The following is a 5,244-nucleotide window of genomic DNA, read 5'->3' as shown; positions in this document are numbered from 1 at the left end:
ACGAGCGACGAGCTCGCGAATGGTGTCCCGCTCTTTCTGAACCAACTGATCAGGATCCTGGAACAGGAAGCCGCTCAATCCATTCCGGATGGGTCGGAGATGGGAGTGAGTGCCACCCTACACGGTGGTGATTTGCTCGAGCAGGGATACTCGATCGCCCAGGTCGTTCATGACTACGGCGACATCTGCCAGGCGATCACCGAACTCGCGTTGGACCTTCGCGTCCCCGTTGCCACCGAGGACTTCCACACGCTGAATCGGTGCCTCGACAACGCGATTGCCAGCGCCGTGACCGAGTACGCGCGACGGCGGGACTTGGACATGTCAGGAGCCCGGGTCACCCGTCAGGGTTTCTTTGCGCACGAGCTTCGCAGTCACCTCAACGCCGCTTTGCTGGCATTTCAGGTGGTGAAGAGTGGCAAGGTCGGCGTGAGCGGGAGCACCATCGATGTGCTCGAGCGAAGCCTTCGCAGCTTACGCGATCTCATCGACCGCTCGGTGTCGGAGGTTCGGCTAGACGCGGGTGTACATCACAAAGAGCGGCTCCGTCTGGCGGACCTCATCGAGGAGATGGAGATCGACGCCTCGATGGACGCGGCGAGCCACGGCCTCCAATTCAGTGTCGGGCGTGTGGACAAGAACCTGCTTGTCGACGTCGATCGACACCTCCTTGCCTCCGCGATTTCCAACCTACTGCAGAACGCGTTCAAGTTCACCCGGCCTTCGAGCCATGTGTGTCTCAGAACCCGCTCCGCAGGAGATCACGTCTCGATCGAGGTCGAGGACGAGTGTGGCGGCTTGCTGCCGGGGACGGAGGAAGCGATTTTCCAGCCATTCCAGCAGCGGGGAGCGAACCGTGCGGGGCTGGGGTTGGGTCTGGCGATCAGCCGCCAGGCCGTCGAGGTCAACGGCGGTAGGATCTCGGTGCGCAGCCTTCCCGGGAAAGGCTGTGTCTTCACCGTGGTGCTCCCGTTGGCCGCCGGCGTCCCGGCCGAAGTCTGATGTCCGGGCAGTCTTCGTTGCCCGCCTTCAGGCACCGGGCCAGTCATCCAGTGCCCACGTCCTCATTCGATGGCACGAGGTCGTGACATGAGAACGATCCCCAGGAGGCTTAGCCTCTGGGCGGCAGGGATTGTCGCGCTGTGCCTGAGCTCGCTGGTGTTCGGACCCAGCGCGGCTGGCATCGCCCCCGTGCGAACCCCGCCGATCACTTCGGCGCTCGATGCCGACAAGATCGCGGCACGACTTGCGCTCGAGCTGAGGATCGTGGCGCCTGCGCGAATCCAGTCCGTTGACCATGTGATCAGCATGTACTACGCCGCCATCGGGGGCTATGAAGCGCTGAAGGCCGTCAAGAGTCGCCGCATGCGAGGCATCTACACCGAGGGCACGCTCCGCGCCACGACCGACATCGCCTGGGCGCGACCCGCCCAGCGCCGCGTCAACGTTCACGCGCCGGGGTTCGAGTACTCGGAAGGCTTCGATGGCTCGACCTGGGAGTACGACTTCCAGGCAAAGTCTTTCAAGCGCGATTCCGGCGCCGCTGCGGACGCGGGCCGAAGAGGCGCCGAGTTCGATGAGTCGTTCGTCGACTATCGGGCGAAGGGCCATCGGGTCGTCCTCCTCGGTGTGGACTCGGTCAGGGCCCGGGAGACCTTCCATTTGCGCGTCACCCTCGCGGATGGATGGGTGAAGGAATACTACTTCGATACAAAGACCCACCTCATCGTGGCTCTGAGGAAGGCGATGCCAATCCATGCGAGGGGCCCCGTCGTCGCATCGCTCAGCTACTACGAGGATTGGCGAAGGACCGGAACGTTGATCCAGCCATATGCTCTTGTCGAGCGCGAGGCGACCAGCGGACGGTTGATGACGACGCTGCAATGGGACGTCATCGAGTCCAATCCCGTCCTGCTGCAGTCTGAGCTGCAACCGCCCACCCAGGAGTGAAGGCGCGCCGTCGCGCCCCACGGCCCGAGCCTTCCCTGGGGCACCCCGATCGATACGGTGACCAGACCTCAGCCGTGCGGATTCACAGCGATGGGCCGCATGCGGTGACCAGTGGATCTGCAGCCATGAGAGTCTCCACCTGCGACCTACAGTTCGGATGCGGGCAGGTGAAGCCCTATCAGCGTACGATCGCGCCGCGCAGGGGAACCTCCTCGTTCCGATTACCGAATCTGGACGATGCGCTGCGCCTGGCCACCCCGATGTCTACTCGACATCGCCAGATAACCCGCTAGTCTGTCGCCCGTTGGGCGAGACCCCCTGCGTGAACTCGCCCAGAGTCTCCTCTTGGAAAGGATCCCTTCATGAAGACCCTGTATCACGTGCTGTCGGTGGCCCTCCTCGGCCTGGCATTGGCATCCTGCTCCAAGACCTCCAACGAGAACACGGCGTCCACGGAGAGCGCGGCTCCGAGTGCGGCTCCGGTAGAAACAGGCCCTGTTGCCCGTGGAGAAGCGGCGGCCATTCACGTCGCGTTCTCGGTCGAAGCCGTGGACGCGGAAAAGCGGCTCATCACGCTCAAGGGTCCTCAGGGCAATGTGGGCGAGTACGAGGTCGGAGACCAGGTGCAGCGCCTCGCCGAAATCAAGCCCGGCGACAAGATCCATGCGGAATACAAGGTCGCGGCGGTTGCCGAGCTGCGCGAGCCGACCGCGGAGGAGAAGAGCGCGCCACTGGTCGCGGTGACCGCGGGCGAGCGAGGCACGGCAGAAGCGCCGCCGGCGGCGGGAATCGGGCGAGCGGTCCGAGTCGTGACCACCATCGACGCGCTGGACCGTGCGAATCAGAGTATTACGGTGAAGGGGCCCGAGGGGAACACCGTCACCGCGCGCGTCGAGGATCCCGCCGTGTTCGAACGCCTCAGTGTCGGCCAGACCATCGTCGTCAAGTTTGCCGAGACGCTGGTCCTCTCCGTTCAGCCGAAGGCAAAGGCGTAGGCAAGACCGGCGAACGGTGTTGCTTCAAAGGCACGAAGGGAGTCACTCGCCGACGAACTATTCGATCACCGCAGCTCGCGCCTCGTACATCTTTCGCGGTTACGTTCGTGCGGCCGATCCATTCCTTGGAGTGGGCGCGTGACGGGGATAAGCTCAGCTCCCTGACGAAACGTACAGCACCGGCGAAGCGCCGGTGCTCGCAGGCGCACGGAGCCCGATTGTTTCGGCCGAACCGACGAAGGATCACCGCGGCCCTCCTGAGTGCCGCTACGCTCCTGGCCACGACGGAGTTCGCACGCGCCTCCCGGAGCGACAGGGTGGCCGAGGCGGAGGCGCTCCACCGTCATGCCCTCGAGTGCTTGGCCATGGGCACGATTGACGCCCGGCGACAGGCCATGGCCGAGCTCGAGCGGGCCTCTCTACTCGATCCCAATCGGCTCCAGACGTTGCTCGACTTGGGACGCTTATGCCTGGAAACGGGGCAGCGACAACGGGGCCGTTCCTGCTACGAACGTGCGCAGCGCGTTGCCCCTGATGACCCGGAGGCCTACCTCGCGCTCGGTTACGCCTGGACGTGGGAGTGGCTCAGCTCGTTCGAAGACGTGTCGCTCTCACGGGCTCGACAGAACCTGGCCCGCGCGACCGAGCTTGCGCCCGAGCGAGCGGAGGCCTGGGGGCGACTAGCGGCCCTGGAGGTGGCGCGCGGTCAGGTCGGGCGCGCCGCGGCGGCCGCAATTCGCGGGTGTGCCGTAGACCCGCAAGCGTGGGAACCGATCATCGCCCTTGCTTGCGCCATGTATCGCGCCGGCGCTTTAGGCCGGGCCGATAGCGTGTTTCGGGCCGCACGAGAACGGCTGCCCGAGCAGCTGGCCGGGCGTTTCCGCAACCCCATTTGGTCGCGGGATGGACATGACGGAGAGCACGACATCGAAGTGGCGGGCGCCGACGGCGATGCGCGATGGGAAGTGAACGACCCGGACATGACCACGCCCGAGAACGAGGCCGAGCTGGACTACGAGACTCGCCTGGGTCTGGCGCTCCTGTTGTTTCGGGATGCGAATGGTTTGCGGTGGGATATACGCACCGAGCTTTTCGTTCGCTACGGTCCGCCGCGCGCTGTAGAAATCAACCCGGTCTCGAGCCCTCTTGCTTACTGGTACAACCGGAATTACACGCTGCCAGCCCAGGCCAAAAACTACTTTCCTGAACCGATGTTCTTCCCGTACAACGTTCAGGTGTGGTGGTACCCGGAGCTGGGCATTCGCGCCGAGCTCTGGGATCGCTCGCTCACCCAGTCGTTCCAGCTTCCCCACTCGGTCGATTCCGATCCCGACCCACGGCCGCAGCCGGCCCTGATCGACGCACGCCCGGATCTGGTGTCGCTAGGCGAGGGCCTTGGCGTGTACCGCGCGATGGCGCCGGGGTCGCGACCCATCCCTGCATGGGGCCACATCGCCCGCTTCCCCTCCGCCGACGGCGCGTTCCTGGTCGCCCACGTGGTCACTGCCGGTGAGCCCACCGATTCTCTACTTGGGGCTTGGGCAGTGGTCTCATCCGATGGCCGCGTGATCACGCGTGGATCCGCGCCGCTCGCGACGTCGGCTTGCGATCCCACCGGGCACCAGGTGGCCGACTTCACCGTCCCCGCTCCGGCCGGCGACTACCGCGTGGACCTCACGGTGAGCGGCTCCGGCGGACGACGGGGGATCGTGCGCTTGGCAGCCAGCGTGCCGCCGCCCGACACCGGTCTGGCGCTGAGCGACGTTGTCATGACGTGCGGCGCGGACGGGGCCTCGCTGACCCCCGGCGCTGTGCGGATCGAGCCCGACATGGACAGACACGTCCGCGGATCGCGGCCACTCACTGTCTACTTCGAAATCGACGGACTGACGCCCGACGCCGACGGCCGCGCTCGCTTCGCGTACACCTACTCCGTGAGACACGAGAAGGACGGCCGGCGACGAAAGGGTGAAACCCCGGTGGCGTTCGAGGCGTCGCGCGAGGAAGTGAACGACGGAGTACGGCGTCGGCAGTTCGTGACCGTCCCGATGCGCTCGATCAAGAGCGGCACGTACGACCTGCGGATCGAGGTGCGCGACTTGGTGGCCGGGGCCACGGCGTCATCGGAGTTGCGCTTTGTGAAGGAGTAGTTGCGTAATGTGACAAAACTCGGGCTCAGAACGCGCGGGCATTCGCGGGCACAGGAGGGTGCGCGAAACGGGACCCGTCGTCCCGTTTCGCGTGGGTGCTGGCTAGGCCGGGCGAGCGATCGCTAGTCGTCTCCACCGTCTTGCTTTGC

Annotated in this window: 4 protein-coding genes; all 4 read left to right on the top strand. The window is 65.3% G+C overall.

Annotation, left to right across the window (positions count from 1 at the left end):
* Window positions 1–99: 99 nt before the first annotated feature.
* Window positions 100–1,002, top strand: a complete 903-nt coding sequence (locus VFQ05_05695; protein ID HET9326247.1) for a HAMP domain-containing sensor histidine kinase — start codon at window positions 100–102, stop codon at window positions 1,000–1,002.
* 87 nt (window positions 1,003–1,089) lie between these two features.
* Entirely contained in the window at window positions 1,090–1,950 is an 861-nt protein-coding gene (locus tag VFQ05_05690; protein ID HET9326246.1) for a hypothetical protein, read from the top strand.
* A gap of 362 nt (window positions 1,951–2,312) precedes the next feature.
* Window positions 2,313–2,945 carry a hypothetical protein gene (locus VFQ05_05685; GenBank protein ID HET9326245.1) on the top strand — a complete coding sequence of 211 codons (633 nt, stop codon included), beginning with the start codon at window positions 2,313–2,315 and terminating at the stop codon, window positions 2,943–2,945.
* Between the two features lie 365 nt (window positions 2,946–3,310).
* On the top strand, window positions 3,311–5,095 hold the full coding sequence (locus tag VFQ05_05680) for a tetratricopeptide repeat protein (protein ID HET9326244.1): 1,785 nt from the start codon (window positions 3,311–3,313) through the stop codon (window positions 5,093–5,095).
* Window positions 5,096–5,244 lie beyond the last annotated feature (149 nt).

Source organism: Candidatus Eisenbacteria bacterium (assembly GCA_035712145.1).
Lineage (GTDB): Bacteria > Eisenbacteria > RBG-16-71-46 > RBG-16-71-46 > RBG-16-71-46 > DASTBI01.
This window is presented reverse-complemented; position numbering and strand designations above follow the sequence as displayed.